General features: G+C 72.4%; 15 protein-coding genes. 8 read left to right on the top strand and 7 right to left on the bottom strand.

Annotated elements, in window-relative coordinates:
- Positions 1-9: 9 nt before the first annotated feature.
- Positions 10-615: a TetR/AcrR family transcriptional regulator gene (locus tag ACFQ11_RS02705; RefSeq protein WP_378296117.1), complete on the bottom strand. Its 606-nt coding sequence runs from the start codon at positions 613-615 to the stop codon at positions 10-12.
- A 243-nt stretch (positions 616-858) separates the two neighbouring features.
- On the opposite strand from ACFQ11_RS02705, the gene ACFQ11_RS02700 reads away from it, so the two are divergent.
- Complete coding sequence (locus tag ACFQ11_RS02700) at positions 859-1,308, top strand: peroxiredoxin (protein ID WP_378296116.1); 450 nt, start codon at positions 859-861, stop codon at positions 1,306-1,308.
- 118 nt (positions 1,309-1,426) lie between these two features.
- On the opposite strand, the gene ACFQ11_RS02695 is transcribed toward ACFQ11_RS02700, so the two are convergent.
- Positions 1,427-1,558 (bottom strand): hypothetical protein, encoded by a 132-nt coding sequence (locus ACFQ11_RS02695; protein ID WP_378296115.1) that lies wholly within the window; start codon positions 1,556-1,558, stop codon positions 1,427-1,429.
- 8 nt (positions 1,559-1,566) lie between these two features.
- Here ACFQ11_RS02695 and ACFQ11_RS02690 point away from each other — a divergent pair, with 8 nt between their 5' ends.
- The gene (locus ACFQ11_RS02690; protein WP_378296173.1) at positions 1,567-1,908 is read left to right on the top strand and encodes an RICIN domain-containing protein; all 342 of its coding nucleotides are present in this window, start codon (positions 1,567-1,569) and stop codon (positions 1,906-1,908) included.
- Positions 1,909-2,196: 288 nt separating this feature from the next.
- Here the strand turns inward: ACFQ11_RS02690 and ACFQ11_RS02685 are convergent, their stop codons facing one another.
- The 4 genes from ACFQ11_RS02685 to ACFQ11_RS02670 all read right to left on the bottom strand — a co-directional run bounded on the left by ACFQ11_RS02685 (position 2,197) and on the right by ACFQ11_RS02670 (position 6,267).
- Positions 2,197-3,039 (bottom strand): alpha/beta fold hydrolase, encoded by an 843-nt coding sequence (locus tag ACFQ11_RS02685; protein WP_378296113.1) that lies wholly within the window; start codon positions 3,037-3,039, stop codon positions 2,197-2,199.
- Positions 3,040-3,043: 4 nt separating this feature from the next.
- Positions 3,044-3,652 (bottom strand): TetR/AcrR family transcriptional regulator, encoded by a 609-nt coding sequence (locus tag ACFQ11_RS02680; protein ID WP_378296112.1) that lies wholly within the window; start codon positions 3,650-3,652, stop codon positions 3,044-3,046.
- 143 nt (positions 3,653-3,795) lie between these two features.
- Complete coding sequence (locus ACFQ11_RS02675) at positions 3,796-5,304, bottom strand: FAD-dependent oxidoreductase (protein ID WP_378296111.1); 1,509 nt, start codon at positions 5,302-5,304, stop codon at positions 3,796-3,798.
- Between the two features lie 354 nt (positions 5,305-5,658).
- The gene (locus ACFQ11_RS02670) at positions 5,659-6,267 is read right to left on the bottom strand and encodes a TetR/AcrR family transcriptional regulator (protein ID WP_378296110.1); all 609 of its coding nucleotides are present in this window, start codon (positions 6,265-6,267) and stop codon (positions 5,659-5,661) included.
- Between the two features lie 92 nt (positions 6,268-6,359).
- Between ACFQ11_RS02670 and ACFQ11_RS02665 the strand changes: the two genes are divergently transcribed.
- A complete protein-coding gene (locus tag ACFQ11_RS02665; protein WP_378296109.1) occupies positions 6,360-7,775 on the top strand; it encodes a carotenoid oxygenase family protein in 1,416 nt (471 codons plus the stop codon).
- Complete coding sequence (locus tag ACFQ11_RS02660; protein ID WP_378296108.1) at positions 7,772-8,620, top strand: alpha/beta fold hydrolase; 849 nt, start codon at positions 7,772-7,774, stop codon at positions 8,618-8,620. The genes ACFQ11_RS02665 and ACFQ11_RS02660 overlap by 4 nt, the downstream gene beginning before the upstream one ends.
- A 145-nt stretch (positions 8,621-8,765) precedes the next feature.
- On the opposite strand, the gene ACFQ11_RS02655 is transcribed toward ACFQ11_RS02660, so the two are convergent.
- Positions 8,766-9,365, bottom strand: a complete 600-nt coding sequence (locus ACFQ11_RS02655; RefSeq protein WP_378296107.1) for a histidine phosphatase family protein — start codon at positions 9,363-9,365, stop codon at positions 8,766-8,768.
- 345 nt (positions 9,366-9,710) lie between these two features.
- Between ACFQ11_RS02655 and ACFQ11_RS02650 the strand changes: the two genes are divergently transcribed.
- The 4 genes from ACFQ11_RS02650 to ACFQ11_RS02635 all read left to right on the top strand — a co-directional run bounded on the left by ACFQ11_RS02650 (position 9,711) and on the right by ACFQ11_RS02635 (position 15,966).
- Positions 9,711-10,502: a DeoR/GlpR family DNA-binding transcription regulator gene (locus ACFQ11_RS02650; protein ID WP_378296106.1), complete on the top strand. Its 792-nt coding sequence runs from the start codon at positions 9,711-9,713 to the stop codon at positions 10,500-10,502.
- Positions 10,503-10,905: 403 nt separating this feature from the next.
- Entirely contained in the window at positions 10,906-13,617 is a 2,712-nt protein-coding gene (locus tag ACFQ11_RS02645) for an alpha-L-rhamnosidase (RefSeq protein ID WP_378296104.1), read from the top strand.
- A 108-nt stretch (positions 13,618-13,725) separates the two neighbouring features.
- Positions 13,726-15,006 carry an ABC transporter substrate-binding protein gene (locus ACFQ11_RS02640; RefSeq protein ID WP_378296103.1) on the top strand — a complete coding sequence of 427 codons (1,281 nt, stop codon included), beginning with the start codon at positions 13,726-13,728 and terminating at the stop codon, positions 15,004-15,006.
- A 3-nt stretch (positions 15,007-15,009) separates the two neighbouring features.
- Positions 15,010-15,966: a carbohydrate ABC transporter permease gene (locus tag ACFQ11_RS02635; RefSeq protein WP_378296102.1), complete on the top strand. Its 957-nt coding sequence runs from the start codon at positions 15,010-15,012 to the stop codon at positions 15,964-15,966.
- Positions 15,967-16,010: the final 44 nt, after the last annotated feature.

The following is a 16,010-nucleotide window of genomic DNA, read 5'->3' as shown; positions in this document are numbered from 1 at the left end:
GTCGGGACGTCAGGTCGGTGCGGGTTCTCCGGGCTCCAGCGTGGTGACGAAGAAGTCGACGACGGCGTGCTGCCGGCCGGGGTCGAGGACGGACGCCTCGCCCGAGAAGCTGACCCGGGTCAGGATGACGCCCAGGAATGCCTCGCAGGCGAGTTCGGGATCGACCGTGCCGGGGATCTCGCCGCGACGCCGGGCCGAGCGGAACACGTCCTCCACGACGGCCATGCAGTGGTCGACGAAGTCGCGGCGGAACCCGGCGTAGATGGCGGGGTGGTCCTGCGCCTCCTGGACGCACCGCTGCAGAATCTCCAGGCGCGGACTGGTGAACACCGCGGCCACCGCGGGGACGATCGCGAGCAGGTCGGTGCGCAGCGCGCCCGTCCCGGGCACCGTCAGCCCGGCGGCGAGGGTGCCCAGCGCGTCGAGGACGAGCCGGTCGCGGTCGGGCCAGCGGGCGTAGATGCCGCGCTTGTCGACCCCGGCCCGTGCGGCCACGCTGTTGGTGGAGAACCCCGCGATCCCCCGTTCGGCGAGTTCGTCCACCGCCGCCCGGAGGACCCGCGCGTCGATCGACGGGTCGCGCCGGCGTCCGCGCGGCCGTCCTGCTGGGCTCACTTCACCATCCCCGAGAATTAATGTACCGTGGCGGTACGTTAAATATACGAGATATCGGCCCGGCCCGGTCGGCGTCCCTCACCGTCCGGATCGAGGCCGAACCGCCGGACGTGCCCGACGACCAGGCGCAGGCCCTACCGGCGGTCGCGCACCGGGGACGCCCTACAGCCGCGCGACGCAGGGCAACGTCGCCGCCGAACTCGTTCTCGTCCAGACCGACGACCGAACGCAGGAGGACATCCGATGTTGCAGACGGGCGAAACCGCACCCGATTTCGAACTGCCGGACCAGCACGGCGAACGCGTGCGGCTGAGCGACCTGCTGAGCACCGGGCCGGTGGTGCTGTTCTTCTACCCGGCCGCCCTCAGCCCGGGATGCACCCGCGAGGCATGCCACTTCCGCGACATCGTCGCCGAGTTCGCCGGGCGCGGAGCGGCGATCCTGGGCATCAGCGGCGACGACGTCCGTAAACAGAAGCAGTTCGACGACCGGCACCGGCTCGGTTACCCCTTGCTCTCCGACGACGGCGGGGCCATCGCCCGCGCCTACGGGATCGCGCGGCGCATCCCCGGGCTGCCCGCGAAACGGGCGACGTTCGTCATCGGCGGTGACCGGCGTGTGCTCGCGGCGGTCCACAGCGAGATCAACATGAACGTCCACGCGGACAAGGCGCTGGCCGCACTGCCGAAGTAGCGGACCGGGACGCCGTCCGCCCCGGCGGCGTACGGCGTCCGGGAGACCGGTGGCCGCGCCCATGCCCCCCGCGGAGGCGGACGGCGATGGCGGACGGGCGGTGGCGGACGGGCGGTGGTCAATCGCCGGGGACGGGTGCGGGCCCGGTGCTCGCGCGCAGGACGATCCCAGGCGTCAGGAGCCGGTGCTGGGCCGGCAGCTCGGGCGTCCTCATCCGCTCCAGCAGGAGGTCGATCGCGATGCGCCCCATCTCGTGAACTGTGGAACTTCCAGCCCGTCGCCGGGATCCCCGACACCTACACCGCCGTCAACCGGCAGTCGGGCAAGTGCCTGGACGTCAACGGGCTGTCCACCGCGGACGGCGCCGCGGTGCAGCAGTGGACCTGCAACGGCGGCGCCAACCAGCGGTTCACGCTCCGTAAGGTCACCTCCTCTGGGAGCGATTCCCACGACTACCAGCTCGTCGCCCGGCACAGCGGCAAGTGCGTCGATGTCAGCGGGATCTCCACCGCGCCGCGGGCGCTGATCCATCAGTGGCCCTGCAACCCCGCCGACCGGACCGGCCCCGCGAACCAGACATGGCGGCTGCTGGGACGCTGATCGCCCCGTCCGGCGCCGACGGTCCGGACGGACGGCCTGACCACTCCGGCGCGCGCCGCACTCGTCGATCCAGCGGGATCGACGAGTGCGGCGCCGCCCGCCCCGGGCGGGTTATCGGGGAGACGCCCCACGCCTCTCGCCGGTAGAGGTCTGCCATGCGCCGGGTCGCCGGCCGATGCCGCCTCGGCCGTCCAGGGCCCGATGACGTACACCGGGTTCATCGGACGGGTCCGGTGCCCGGTCAACCGAACGTCCGCCGACATCTTCGGCCGGCCGGACGCCCGCTCGTCAGCCGGGGGCGGTGGCGGGCCAGAGCCGCAGGTGCGGCACCAACAGCTCGGCGAGCTCGCCGGGGGCCTGGTCGGGGATCCAGTGGCTCACTCCGGCCAACGTCACGAAGGTGTAGGGGGCCTGGACGTGGCGAGCGCAGCGCTGCGCCGCCCGCCGGGAGATGGCCACGTCGCCATCGGACCACACGAACAACGTCGGACGGCGCACCGGCGCGCGGGCGGCGCGCGGGTCGACCAGCGGCATGGCCCGGTACCAGTTGATCGCGGTGCGCAGTGTCTCCGGGCCGGTGAACCGGGCCGCGTCCCGCCGGGCCTGCTCCGGGGACAGACCGGACCGGACCAGCGTCCGGACCGGGTTGACGAGCAGCAGCCGTTCGGGCAGCCACGGCAACTGGAAGAAGTACATGTACCAGGACTTCAGTCCCTGCACGCTGGTGAACATCGCCGTCAGGAACGCGAACGGGTGCGGCACCGACAGGGCCGTCAGGCTGGCCACCCGCTCGGGGTGGGCGGCGGTCAGTGCCCAGGCCACCGCCGCGCCCCAGTCGTGGCCGACCACATGGACCGGGCCACCGGCGGCCCGGGCGTCGATCAGGGCGACGACGTCGGCGACGAGTTCCTCGATGCGGTAGGCGAGGCGTCCGCGCGGGCTGGCCTTCGGGCTGTAGCCGCGCTGGTCCATCGCCAGGACGCGGTAGCCGTGCGCGGTGAGCAGCGGGGTCAGCGCGTCCCAGCTGTCGGCGTGCTGCGGGAACCCGTGCAGCAGCACCACCGGCTCACCGCCGGCGGGCCCGCTCTCGATGACGTCGAACTCCAGCCCGGCTCGGCTGATCGTGATCATCGGCTCACTCGCTCTCGGGGTCGGGGTCGGCGGCGAGTCCGCGCAACAGGGTCCGGACGAGCGCGTCGTAGTGGGCGTCGTGGTCGGTGATGAACGCGATACCGCGCAGCTCCAGACTGGTCGCGCCGTGGCAGCCCGCCCAGATCCGTTGGGCGATCTCATCGGGATCTCCGGGCCGCAGGTGCCCGGTCGCGATGCCCAGCTGGACCGCGTCGATCAGTCGCTCGAACGCCGCGAGCGCCATCATGCGGACCTCCGGGGACGGTTCGAACCCCGCGATCGGCAGGTCGAACATCAACTGGTACATCGCGCGGTTGGCCAGCGCGAACGCGCGGTAGTTGCCCATTCCGGCGGTGATCGCGCCGAGGGGGTCGGCGGCGACGGGCCGGACGGTGACCGCGGCCGCGAGCTCGGCGAAGCCCTGTTCGAGCAGCGCGTTGAGGATGCCGTCCTTGGAGCCGAACCGGTTGTACACCCCCATCGGGGCCACCCCGGCGCGCGCGGCGATGTCGCGGATCGCCAGCCCCGAGGGGCCGCGCTCGTCGAGCAGCTCACGGGCCGCCCGCAGCAGCGCCTCGCGGACCACCAGCGCCGACGTCCGTCCCCGGCTCACATCTGCCCCCGGGGGCGGCGGGTCGGTGTCCGGAACGGGGCGGGCGGCGGCGGTGATGGCATGCGGCCATGCAACCACGCCGCCGACATACGTCGCTCGCGGACGTGTCGCCGGCCCCGGCGAGGGCGGCCATGGCGGCGATGTCACGTGACGGCTCCGCGCCGCCCCGGCGCCGCCGGCCCGCCGCCGGCCTCGGGGTGCGCGTCGGGAAGGGCGCGGACGGCCGCCAGCGAGGCGTCCGTCAGGCCGAATTCCCGACCGGGGACGCCCAGCCTTCCCGCGATCGCCGCCCGGGCGACGTGCGCCAGCACCCGGGGGCCGAACATCGTGGCCGGCGACGCCATCATCATGATCAGGTCGAAGTACCTCCCGGAGAGGTACGGGTCGGCCACGGCCGCGCGCAGCACCAGGTCGATCCAGCGCCGCGCGGCTTCCCCGCCGCGCCGTGGTCGCGCCCCGCGCAGGGCGATGTCCGGCCAGCGCAGGTCCTCGCCGCCGGCCACCATCCACGCGGTCGCGACGTTCTTGGCCAGCCGGCGCTGGAACTCCCGCTCGAAGCCCGGCCGGGTCCGGGCCGGGCGCGGCCGGACGCCGCGGCGCGGCGGGTCGGCGTAGTCTCGCAGGCACTCGCCCAGGACCAGCGCGTCGGTGGCGGCCACGGTCATGCCCTGGCCGTAGATCGGGTTGAACGCGCACACCGCGTCGGCGGTGGCCACGAAACCGGGCGGCCACCTGGTCAGCCGCTCGAAGCGGCGCAGCCGGTTGGTCGGCGTGCGATGGCCCCGGATCGGGGTCAGCGGGCGGGCGATCCGGATGCACTCGTAGATCGTCGGATCAGGCAGGTCGCGGGCCCACTGCAGGAACCCCGCCTCGTCGGTGGGCGGGGCGGCGCCGGCGAACCCGCCGAGGGTGACGTGCCACTGATCCTTCTCGATACCCAGCACCAGCCCGCTTCGGGGGTTGTCCGGGGCCCGGCCGTTGACCACGATCCCGGACCATTCGCCGGGGAACCCCTCGGGTTTGGCGTAGAAGCGCGACGCGTAGCCGATGCCGGAGGTGATGGTCTCCTCGACCACCTCTCCGCAGCCCAGCTCGCGCAACCAGTCCGGCGCCTTGGAGCGGCGCCCGCTCGCGTCGACCACCAGGTCCGCGGCGAGCACGAAGGCGGCGCCGACGTGCGCGCCGCGATGACGCACCCGCACGCCGGTGACCCGCCCGGACCCCGGCCGACCCGCCGGGCCGCCGGTGTCCAGGCCCACCACTTCCGTGCCCCCCAGCAGCCGCAGCCGGGAGTGCGCGGCCAACCGCTCCCGGATCTGCCACTCCAGCAGGAACCGGCTGTAGACCACGAACTCGTCGTCGATGGGCGTGAGCGGCAGCGGCCCGAACGGCGACACCACCTGGAACGGCACGCGGCCGCGTTCGACGGTCGCCCCGGCGGCTCTCAGGTCCTCCTCGATCCCCGGGAACAGCTCCTCGATGATCTCCCGGCCGCGCAGCAGCAGGCCGTGCGCGTGGTACGACTGCGGCGCCCCGGGCCGGTGCGCCGGCGACTCCGGGAAACGGTCCCGGTCGACCAGGGTGACCCGATCGAAGTGATCCAGCAGTACCCGCGCCGCGAGCTGGCCGCCCATGCCGCTCCCGATCACCACCGCGTCACCGCGCGCCGACGGCGGCGCACGGTGCGGACCTCCGCGAGATCCGGGTGCCGTCCTGGTCATCACAACCTCCAGTGGAACGATGCCCCCGAGTTGTAGATCGACGTAATGCGACTGTAGAACGCTGTTATATAAATGGCAAGCCTGGCCGGCGGATCGACCGGAACCGGGACGGAAAGCCGCGTCAGACGGCCGCCCGGTCGGGCGCCGGCGTGACTTCTCGCCCGATGCCGGTCGGTTCCCGTATCCGGGGGGCGCATCCCGCGAGGCGCGAGACCCGCTTCGGCGACCGGCGCCGAGACACCGTCCGCAGGACCCGCAACGGCCTGGAGACGGCGCGCCGCCCAGTCAGGCGTCGACCGACCGGCCCGAGGCGAGGACGCCCAGGCCGAACAGGTCGACGACCTCGTTGATCAGGGTCTCGGCTCGGGAGGCGTCGAGGTAGTCGTCGACGAACATCTGGGAGAGTCCGTAGACCAGTGCCTGGGCGGCGATCCTGATCAATTCGGGGTCGGCCCGCCGGAGTTCGCCGCGCCGCTGGCCCGCGACGATCATGTCGGTGATGGCGTTCGTGAACGCGCGGTGCCCCTCCTCGATGGCAGGGGAACGGTCCGCGGCGAAGAGGACCGTCCGCAGGAGCGCGAAACGGTGCGGATGGGCCAGGGCGTAGTGGACGAAAGCGGTGCCCAGGGCCCGGAACGGCAGGGCTTCGGCCGAGCGCACCGCGGCCAACTGGACCACGCCGAAGTCCACCATGACGGCCTCCGCCACGGCCGCCATGAGGGCCGCCCGGTCGGGGAAATGCCTGAACGGCGCCGCGGGCGAGACTCCCGCCCTGCGCGCCACCTCCCGGACGGTCACCGCTTCGGCGCCGCCCTCGTCCAGCAGCTCGACGGCATGCTCGACCAGCTTCTCCGGCAGGGACCCATGGTGATAGGGCCGTCCCGTCGTCTTCATGCGGCCAGTCGTACCACACCTTGACAGGCGGAGAGGGGATAGATGTAATCAGCGATTACATCAACGTAATCGATGCTTACATCGGAGTGCACATGGACTTGCGACGCGGTGGTCGGGCCCGGGAGATCGACGCCGAGCTCCACCCGAGCCAGGGAAGACTGCCCGACGGCCTGGCAGGGACCCTCTACCGCAACGGCGCGGGCAACCATCTGTCCGACTACGTCATCGACGGAGACGGCCTGGTCAGCGCCGTCACCTTCGCGCCCGGCAGGCCGGTGCGGGTCCGCTCCCGCTATGTGCGCACCCCCTCCTACCGGGCGTCCCTCGACGCCCGCGGCGACGAGGGACCGCCGCCCCGCCTGGGCGGGGCCAACGCCCTGGGCGGGCGGCTCCGCAACATGCTCCGCCCGCCCGCCGCGCAGGCCAACACATCGGTGACGATGATCGACGACAGGCTGCTGGCGCTCTGGGAAGCGGACATGCCCTGGGAGCTGGACCCGGCCACGCTCGAGACCCTCGGCCGCTGCGACCTCGACGGCGGGCTCAAGCCGTCCGGCCGCTTCGGACCGCCCTACACGCCCTATTCGGCCCACCCGTGCTGGGACCCCTCCGCCGCCGCTCTCTGGAACTTCGGCTGCGTCTACGCCCCGCGCCCCAGGCTGGAGATCTACCGCAGCAAGCGCGGCGGGCCGACCGAACATGTGCGTTCGATCCGCATCCCCCGCCGCTTCATGGTCCACGACTTCGCGATGACCGCCACCCACCTCGTGTTCTGCCTCGGCCCCGTCATCCTCGACATGGCCGCGATGATGTCCGGCCGCCTCCCGACCTTCCAGTCGATGCGCTGGCACGGCGACCAGCCCACCCGCATCCTGCTCGTCCCCCGCGCAGGTGGCCCGTTCCGCGTCGTCGAGACCGAACCGTGGTTCCAGTGGCACTTCGCCGGCGCCTACGACGACGGCCCCGACATCGTCTTCGACCTGGTCCGCTTCCGGTCCTGGACCGTCATGCACGAGGCCATCTCCAGCATCGGCCATCTGACCGACCCGTCCTGCCTCCCCGTCGGCCGCCTCTGGCGCTACCGCGTCGGAACGTCCGGCAAGGTCGAGGCCCACCAGCTCAACACCCTGCCGCTCGAGTGGCCGACCATCGACGCCCGGCTGTCCACCGCGGGCCACCGGCACGTCTACGGCGCCGCCGCGACCCACTCCACCACCGGCATCGCGTTCACGGCGGTCGCGCGCTACGACACCGAGACCGGCGAGGCCGACGCACACGACCACGGGCCGGGCCGGCTGGTCGGCGAGCCGCTCTTCGTTCCCCGCGACCCCGAGAAGACCAGCGGCGAGGGCTGGCTCATCGTCTACGTGAACGACATCGCCGCGGGAACCACGAACATCGTCGTCTACAACGCCCTGGCCGTCGCGGACGGCCCCGTCTGCACCCTTCCCGTCCCCGAAAGCCTCGGTTACACCTTCCACGGCCAGTGGGCGCAGGCCCGCCCATGAAGCGCCTCGCCTCCTTCGGGCGCAACGGCCTGATCTTCAACGTCGTCGACCAGGGCCCCCCGGACGGCGACATCGCGGTCCTCCTCCACGGCTTCCCCCAGACCTCGAGTTCCTGGGAGGCCCTGGCCCCCCACCTGCACGCCGAGGGTTACCGCACCCTCGCCCCCGACCAGCGCGGATACTCGCCGGGAGCCCGCCCTCGCGGCAGGTACGCCTACCGCATGTCCGAGCTGGTGAACGACGTCCTTGCCCTCATCGCGACGGCCGCCCCCGACGCTCGCAGGGTCCACGTCATCGGCCACGACTGGGGCGCGGCGGTCGCCTGGGCACTGGCCGCCGCCCACCCGAACGTCCTGTCCACGCTGACGGCCCTGTCCGCCCCCCACCCCGCGGCGTTCATACGCTCCCTCTTCACCAGCCGCCAGTTCCTCATGTCCTGGTACATGTACTTCTTCCAGCTCCCCTGGATCCCAGAACTGGCCCTGCGCCGCCTCTACCGCTCACGCGACTTCGGCATCGCCACGAGGTTCGCCGCAGGCCGGCCCGAGGCCAACACCCTGAGGGACGTCACGTTCCTGATGACGTCGGGCGCCCTCACCCCGGCGCTCAACTGGTACCGGGCCATGCCCTTCAACCCCCCGGGGCGCCTCGCACCGGTCACCGTCCCCACGCTGTTCATCGCCGGCGACGCCGACCCCGCCCTCGGCCCCGAAGGCGCCGCCCTGACCCGCGACCACGTCACCGGCCCCTACACCTTCCACACCCTCCGCGGTGTGGGCCACTGGATCCCCGAACAGGCCGCCCCCGAAGTGGCCGCCCTCCTCGAACCCCACCTCTCCCGCTGACCACATCGGAAGAGCGCATCCGGCTGGTGAAGCTGGAAGTCGCAGGCCGCGCCGCAAGCGGAGACGCCGGAGTCCCTGGGCCGGGAGCGGGCGGACTCCCGGCCCAGCCGACCGGTACGCGGTGCCGGGACCTCGCCGGAGGCCATCAGGGGATGGGGGCGTTGTAGCTCATGAGAGCGGCGCACTGCGCCGTCACCCTCAGTTCGGTGACGGTGCAGCCGCGGACCTCCGGGAACACGGTCCGGTACTGCGAGGGATCGATCCCGAGCAGCCCGCACAACGTCAGCCGCAGCAGCGTGTCGTGCGCGACCACCAGCACGTTCTCGCCCCTGTGACGGGACGCGGCGCGCCGTAGTGCCGCCGTTCCCCGTTCGACGGCCTTGCGCGGGTCCTCGGCACCCGGAAACACTCCCCGCACCGGGTCGGCGAGAAACGCCTCCGCGTCCGCCGGCGGCAACTCGGCGAGGGTGCGGCCCTCGGCCGAGCCGAAGTCCAGTTCGGCCAGGTCGCCGTCGATCAGCATCGGACGGTTCAACGCGGTCGCGGCGGGCGCGGCCGTCGCGCGCGACCGCTTCAGCGGCGATGCCCAGACCGCGTCCACGCGTTCCCCCGCGGCCCAGCGTCCGAGGCGTTCGGCCTGGTCGCGGCCGGTGCCGGTGAGCGCGATGTCGCTCACTCCCGCGTAGCGGTTCTCCGCCTGCCACTCGGTGTCGCCGTGCCGGACCAGGTAGAGGGTGGAGCTCATCCCCGCGTCACCCCCGCTTCCGTGCGTGCGCGGGCGCCTCGGCGGGGCGACCGCTCCCCCGCCGTCCTGACGCGAGCCGGTTCGAACGAACACCCTCGCACGGCATGACTCCCTCAATTCATCATCATTAGATGAGGAGTTATAACATCAAATCACCATACCGAGCTCGAAACACGGCCCGCGAGACTCGGTGGCCACGGCGGTACCGGGCCGGCCGGCCCGCCCCTTGTGACTGTTAGCGGCCCGCCGACGCCGGCGTGAGGTTTGTTAACATCGCGCTGCGTATCTCCCGTTCGGTGCCCCGGCCCCCCGTCCTGGAGCGCGCGGCCACGAGAGGATCGCAGCATGACCAAGGACAACAGCGGTCGCCGCGGGCCCGAGGCGCGGCGGCAGGCCATCGCCGACCACGTGCTGTCGGTGGGCTCGGCCGGCGCGGGCGAGCTGGCCGAGCGCTTCGGCGTGAGCCTGATGACGGTGCACCGGGACCTGGACGAGCTGGAGCGGCAGGGCATCGTCCGCAAGTACCGGGGCGGCGTGACCGCGCAGCCGTCGGGGGTGTTCGAGAGCAACGTCGCCTACCGGATGAAGTCCATGCAGGCGGCCAAGAACGCGATCGCCGCCAAGGCCGCCGCGCTGGTGGAGCCGGGCATGTCGGTCATGCTCGACGACTCCACCACCACGCTGGCGCTGGCCCGCAGGCTCGGCGGCGTCACCCCCCTGACGGTGATCACGAACTTCCTGGAGACCACCAACCTGCTGGCCCGCGAGCGCGACGTCAGGCTGGTGGCGCTGGGCGGCGAGTACGACGCGCTGCACGACTCCTTCCTCGGCGTCTCCTGCGTGGACGCCATCGGCGCGCTGAACGTCGACCTCTGCTTCGTGTCGACCTCGGCCGTCTCCTCCGGGTTCACCTACCACCAGGAGCAGCACATCGTGTCGGTCAAACGGGCGATGCTGGAGTCCGCGCAGCGCAACGTCCTGCTGATCGACCATTCCAAGCTCGGACGCGTCGCGCTGCATCGGGTCGCGCCGCTGTCGGTGTTCGACCGCGTCATCGTCGACGACGGCGCGGACCCCGAGGCGCTGCGCGAGCTGGACGAGCACAAGGTCGCCTACGAGGTGGCCGTCACCAGGTAGGCGCCGCGACGGCGCGCCCGGCCCACCGCCGTCGCCGGTCTCCGTTTCGTCATCCGGGAGCCACCGGCGTCCGGGCTCTCGCCCGTGCGGCCGACCCGTCCTAACACGTGGCCTTGTTGTTATCGCACAACTATGTACCACTCCGGGTCGGCGTCCGCGCACACCGGATGCAGGCCCGGGCGCACGACCGTGACCGTCCGCCTTGACCAGTGTGAACCTGACCGGCGATGCGACCTCGATACGCCGGGAGCGGTCGCGGGCGTCACCGCCCGAGCCACCGGGGCACGCGCGCGGAACGGTGCGTAAGTGATGTCTTGACACCTATCAGCCGCATCTCTACGCTCAACCTCACACTTCTTGATGTTAAATACCAAGAACTTGATGCAGGATCGAGGACGGCGTCATGACCGGCCATTCCCACGAGGCGCTGGCTCCGTACGGCCTCCGCTGCGAGCACCTGGCCGAGCCGCTGGGGATCGACGAGCGCTCCCCGCTGCTGTCGTGGCGGCTCGCCTCCGGCCGCCGGGGCGACGCGCCCGCGTCGTGCCGCGTGCTCGTCCGGGACGAGCACGGCACGACCGTGTGGGAGAGCGGCGAGATGGCCGACCCGGCCGCCACGGCCGTCCGCTACGCGGGTGCTCCGCTGGAGCGGCGCACGCGGTACCGCTGGCAGGTGACCGTGACGGGCGCGGACGGCGCGGGAGCCGAGGCGTCCTCCTGGTTCGAGACCGGCCGGTTCGGCGCGGCGGACTGGCGGGCGTCCTGGATCGCCCACGACCCGGCCGCCCTCGACGTCGTGGACGCGCCCGAGGAAGGCGAACTGGCGCTCGCCGACCACGGCCTCTCCCCCGCCGTCCGGCTGCGCCGCCCCTTCGACGCGCCGGACGCGCCGCCCGTCCGCGCCCGCATCTACGTCACCGCGCGCGGCCTGTACGAGATGCGGATCAACGGCCGGCGCGTCGGCGACCACGAGCTCGCGCCCGGCTGGACCGACTACCGCGACCGCATCGACTACCAGACCTACGACGTCACCGGACTGATCGGGACGGGCGAGAACGTCCTGGCCGCGACCCTCGCGGACGGCTGGTGGAGCGGTTTCGTCGGATTCGATCCGCGCCGCCTCGGCGCTCACTACGGGAGCTTCCCGCAGCTCCTGGCCGAGCTGCACGTGGACCACGCCGACGGCCGCCGCGAGGTCATCGGCACGGACGCGACGTGGTCGGCCCGCCGCTCGCCCCTGAGGTACGCCGACCTGCTGAAGGGCGAGTGCCTCGACCTGCGCCGCGAGACCCCCGGCTGGGACCGTCCGGGCTTCGCCGGTGACGACTGGTTGCCCGCGGTGGTCACCGGCACCGACCACGAACCGCTCACCGCGTCGGTCGCGCCGCCGGTCCGCGCCGTCCGGGAACTGGCGCCCCGCACCGTCACCCGGGTCGGCGACGACCGCCATCTGGTCGACTTCGGGCAGAACTTCGCCGGCCGGGTGCGGCTCACCGTCCGCGCCCCGGCCCGCGGCGCCCGCGTCGTGATCCGGCACGGCGAGGTCCTGGACGAGGACGGCGCCCTCTACACCGACAACCTGCGCACCGCGGAGGCGACCGACGTCCTCATCGGGGACGGGAGCGGCGGCGAGGTCGTCTTCGAGCCGCGCTTCACCTACCACGGCTTCCGCTACGCCGAGGTGACCGGGCCCGCCGAGCTGCGGACCGCCGACGTCACCGGCGTCGTCCTGCACAACGACACTCCCTGGACGGGCGATTTCGCCTGCTCCGATCCCGACGTCCAGCGGCTGCACGCCAACATCGCGTGGGGGCAGCGTTCCAACTTCGTCAGCGTCCCGACGGACTGCCCCCAGCGGGACGAGCGGCTGGGCTGGCTCGCCGACGCGCAGGTGTTCCTGCCGACCGCCTGCCTGAACGCCGATGTCGCCGCGTTCTTCGAGGGCTGGCTGCGGGAGGTGCGCGGCGCCCAGTCGCCCGACGGCTGCTTCACCAACGTGGCGCCGCGGCTGGCCGGAGTGGCGGACCAGGGCGCGCCGGGCTGGGGCGATGCGGGCGTCCTGGTCCCTTGGCACCTGTACCGGACGTACGGGGACGAGCGGTTCCTGGAGCGCAACCTCGACGCGATGTGCGCCTGGGTCGATTTCGTCCACCGCCACAACCCCGACCTGGTGTGGCGGAACGGCGTGGGCCCCCACTTCGCCGACTGGCTCGCACCCGCTCCCACACCGCGCGAGGTGGTGGCCAGTGCCTACTTCGCCCGCAGCACCGACCTCACGGCCCGCGCGGCGCGCGTACTCGGAAGAGACGGCGCCGCGACGAAGTACCAGACCCTCGCCGCGCGCATCCGCAAGACGTTCAACGAACGCTTCGTCTCCCCCGACGGCGAGATCGAAGGCGACACGCAGACCGGCTACCTGCTGGCCCTGGCATTCGACCTGCTGCCCGAAGAGCTGGTGCCGAAAGCCGCCGAGCGCCTGGTCGCGCTGGTGGAGGCCGCCGGCCCCGGCCCCCGCACGGGTTTCCTCGGCGTCGGCCTGCTGGCCCCCGTGCTGGACGGCATCGGCCGTCCCGACCTCGCGCACGCGCTGCTGCGCCGCACCGACCCGCCGTCCTGGCTGTACCCGCTGCGGCACGGCGCCACCACCGTCTGGGAGCGCTGGGACGGCTACACGCCGGAGCGCGGATTCCAGGCGCCCGCCATGAACTCGTTCAATCACTACGCGCTGGGTTCGATCGGCGAATGGCTCTACCAGGGCGTCGCCGGGCTGGCCCAGGCGCCGGGCTCCACCGGCTACCGGGAGCTGCTGATCCGGCCCCGTCCCGGCGGGCTGGAGTGGGCCCGCGCCGCGTACGAGTCGGTCCGCGGCACCGTCCGCACGACCTGGAGCCGGGCGGGCGGCGAACTGCGGCTGGAGGTGGGCGTGCCGCCCGGCGCGGCCGCGACCGTCCACGTGCCCACCGGCGACCCCGCGAGCGTGCGCGAGAGCGGGACGCCGGTGGCCGACGCCGCCGGGGTCACGGTCCTGGGCACCGCGCCTGGAACGCTCCTGTGCCGGGTGACCTCGGGGGACTACCGCTTCACCGCGGACGAACCGCCGAGCACCGTCCCCTAGCGGACTCGGCGGGAACGGCCGCCGCGGCCCCGGCCGCGGCACCGGTGGCGGCCCGCGCGGGCCGCCGGATCCCTCGCGGCACAGGGCCGCGGGGTGCGAGGAGGACTCATGACATCGTCGCTTCGGACAGCTTCTCTCACCCGCCGCGGCTTTCTCGGGCTGAGCGGCGGGGTCGCCGCCATGGGCGCGCTCGCGGCCTGCGGCGGCACCTCGGGCTCCGGCGGCGGCGCCGGAACGCTCCAGCTCGTCGGCGTCGCCGACCAGCAGAAGGCCCTGGAGCCGCTCGTCAAGGCCTACACCAAGAGCGAGTTCAACACATCGTTCGCGCCCACCGACCAGGTGCAGACCTCGGTGCGCACCCGGCTCGGCGCGGGCAACGCCCCGGACGTCCACGTCGTCTTCCCGGGCAACGGGTCGGCGATGAGCATGGTGCAGATCTCGCAGGCCGGGCTGCTGGCCGACCTCAGCGACCAGGCATGGGCCGAGCGCATCCCGGCGACGCTCAAGCCCGCCTTCCAGAACGACGGCAAGACCTACGTCTACTCCGCCGGATCCAGCGTCATCGGCGCCGTCTACAACAAGAAGGTGTTCGAGGACGCCGGGGTCGAGCCGCCCGCGACGTGGAGCGAGTTCCTGGACGTCTGCGAGAAGATCAAGGCCAAGGGCAAGATCCCGATCGCCCTGGGGGCGCAGACCCCGTGGGTCACGCAGCTGATCACGTACGCGCTGGTGCCGTCCACGGTCTACGCGAAGAACCCGCGTTTCGACGAGCAGATGAAGGCGGGGTCGGCCGGTTTCGCGGGCTCCGGCTGGGCGCAGGCGTTCGAGATGTACCTGGAGCTGCAGAAGCGCGGGTTCTTCAACGACAACCCCAACGGCACCACCTTCGAGCAGCAGACGGCGATGGTCGCCACCGGCGAGGCCGCGATGGCGATCCAGGTGTCGGCGGTGCTGCCGGACTTCCGCAAGCAGGCCGCCGGCCCGGACGCCCTGGGCATGTTCCCGGTGCCGGGCGCCGACGAGGAGAAGGAGTGCTGGATCCCCGCCGGCGTCGTGGTCGGGCTGGGCGTCAGCGCGCGGGGCAAGAACCTCGACGAGGCCAAGGCGTTCATCGAGTTCCTCGGCGAGCAGAAGAACATGAACGCCTGGGCCGAGGCCGTGGCGTGCGTCCCGCTGACCCGGGACGCCACCTCCAGGGTCGACCCGGCGCTGGAGTCGTTCCTGCCGTTCGTCGACGGCGGCAAGGCCGTGCCGTTCATGGACCAGGCCTGGCCCAACGCCGAGGTCCAGCCCGCGCACTTCGCCGCCGTCCAGGAACTGCTCGGCGGGCGCACCACCGTCCCCGAGGCGCTGGCCAAGCTGGACGAGACCTACCGGAAGAAGTCCTGAGTCGTGACCTCCACCCTCGGTTCCGCCCCGGCCGCGAAGGAGACCGTCCCCGCGAAGCGCCCGCCCGCTCGGGGCCGGCGGCGCGGCGGCGGGTTCCTGAGCCCGCCGTGGTGGTTCGCCGCCCCCGCCCTGGCCGTGTACGCGCTCGTGGTGCTGTACCCGGCCGCCGCGGGCACGGTGTACGCCTTCACCGACTGGAACGGCCTGGGCGAGCGCGACTTCATCGGCCTGGACAACTTCTTCCGGTTGTTCGACGACGAGGCGGCGCGCGGTTCCCTGACCAACACGCTGCTGCTGACCGTGGCGATCGTGTTCGTGCAGAACGGCATCGGGCTGCTGCTCGCGCTCGGGGTGCACACCAGGATCAAGTCGCGGTCCGCGCTGCGGGTGATCTTCTTCGCCCCGGCCGTGGTCAGCCCGGTGATGGTGGCGTTCCTGTGGAAGTACATCTACAACCCCGCGCCCGAGGCCGGCGTCAACGGAATCCTCGGCGCGGTCGGCCTCGGCGGGCTCCGGCAGGACTGGCTCGGCGATCCCGGCCTGGCGCTGTGGTCGGTGGCCGGCATGGTGATCTGGCAGTTCGCCGGCTACTCGATGGTGATCTTCCTGGCCGGGCTGGAGGGCGTCCCGGAGGAGCTGCACGAGGCGGCGATGATCGACGGCGCGGGGCGGTGGCAGCGGTTCCGGCACGTCACCTGGCCGCTGCTGGCGCCCGCCGTCACCATCAACCTGATGCTGTCGACCATCGGCGGCCTGAAGCTGTTCGACCAGGTGTACGCCGCGACGAACGGCGGCCCGGGGTACGCCAGCGAGACGCTGTCCACGGTGCTGTACAAGCAGGCGTTCGTGTTCGGCAACTACGGCTACAGCACCGCGATCGCCCTGGTGCTCGCCCTGTTCGTCGCCGCGGTGTCGATGGTGCAGATCTACTACCTGCGCGGCCGGGAGGTCTCGGCATGAGCGGCGGCCCCGTCCGGACGGCCTGGGCGGCCGTCCTCGGAAAG

It is taken from the genome of Actinomadura sediminis (genome assembly GCF_042675525.1).
GTDB lineage: Bacteria > Actinomycetota > Actinomycetes > Streptosporangiales > Streptosporangiaceae > Spirillospora > Spirillospora sediminis.
The sequence above is the reverse complement of the archived record's forward strand: the minus strand, read 5'-3'. Positions and strand labels throughout refer to the sequence as shown.